The 1,484-nt window shown below is 33.0% G+C and carries 1 protein-coding gene; it reads right to left on the bottom strand.

Annotated elements, in window-relative coordinates; all coding sequences use genetic code 11:
- Positions 1-339: 339 nt before the first annotated feature.
- Complete coding sequence (locus AB1414_20715) at positions 340-1,257, bottom strand: DNA polymerase III subunit (protein ID MEW6609833.1); 918 nt, start codon at positions 1,255-1,257, stop codon at positions 340-342.
- Between the last annotated feature and the right edge of the window lie 227 nt (positions 1,258-1,484).

Genomic DNA, 1,484 nt, shown 5'->3' with positions numbered 1-1,484 from the left:
TAGCTAAATCTATTCCTCGGTCTATTTCTACGATACAGTAATCCCCATGTTTCAACTCAAGATTATTTATATCATAGTAATAAATTTTATAATCCTTTTGGAATTTTATTCCCGCAACCTCAATCATTTTGTTAAACCTTCCTTGTAACTATTCAGCATACCAAGCAAGTAGGAAGTAGGAAAGGGGGAAAATACTTCATACTATTTTACTCTTAAATGATGGCTTTTTTGCCCTACTACAAGTTGTCTAAAATCATCTAACTTCTCATTCATTTTCTTTCCCTTTCCTACTTCCCTACTCTCCTACTTTCCTACAGGGTGAATAGTTACCCTTCCTTTTTATAATGTCTTTAAATGGATAAACATTACCTCAAGCGATAATTGTAAATTTGCATTTTTAAACTTAATCATCTTGTGTGTTTCCATCACAATATCCATTGCTCGATACAAACTTATAAAGTTGACTGATAGTTTTTGTTTTAACCAGACTGAAAGTAATTCAAAAAAAAGAGATATATCTTCCTTTTTATAATCGGCTAAAATCAGGGTGACTAATTTGCAAATAAGCAGGAACCCTTCTTCTTTTTTTAAAATACTTTCAAGTAACGGGGCTAATTTCTCAAGAGAAACAAATACATCTTTTTCTAAATATTCTTTTGCCTTGCCAATACTACCTCCAGAGAGTTGTGTCAATAAAGAAATTTTTGATGGTTCTACTTGCCATCTCAAAAATATTTGACTCTGAATGTCTTCTGGAATTAAATTAAACCTTACTGGTTGACATCTTGAGAGAATCGTTGGTAAAATGGTTTGTGGCCGACTTGTAATCAATATAAATAGAGTTGTTGGAGATGGTTCTTCTAATGTTTTAAGAAAGGCATTCGCCGCCTCTGGAGTCATTTTATCTACTTCATCAAGAAGATAGACCTTCTTTCTACCTTCAAAAGGACTAACAAAGACATCTTTTTGTAAATCCTGAATTTGTGGGAGAAGGAAGTGCATAGCGGCTGGTTTAATCACTTTGACATCCGGGTGAATATCGTGATTGATTTTATAACACGAATTGCAAATCTCACAACTATCCCCTTCTTTTATATCCTGGCAATTACATATTTTGGCTAATTGTTTAGCTGTTTTAATCTTCCCAACACCATCGGGTCCGAGGAATAAATAAGCGGATGCCAGTCGATTTTGTTCAATGACCTTTTTCAGGATATTAATTGCCTGCTGTTGACCTAAAATATCTTTCCAACTCATTAGTTTTTCTCAAGGAATATAACAGTTATTAGTCAAAACTTTACTCAGAGTGGATAAGTAAAAAATCCCAAATCCCAAGCACCAAATCTCAAATAAGCATCAAATTTCAAGTCCTAAATACAAACTATGGGGGTAATGTTTTGAATTTTGGTTATTTGAATTTATTTGGAATTTGGAATTTGTGATTTGGAATTTCATAGCCATATCTATGTCAAATTTCGATTAAT

This window comes from bacterium (assembly GCA_040755795.1).
Classification (GTDB): domain Bacteria; phylum UBA9089; class CG2-30-40-21; order CG2-30-40-21; family SBAY01; genus JBFLXS01.
Note: the sequence above shows the minus strand (reverse complement) of the source record. Positions and strands in the feature narration are given on the sequence as shown.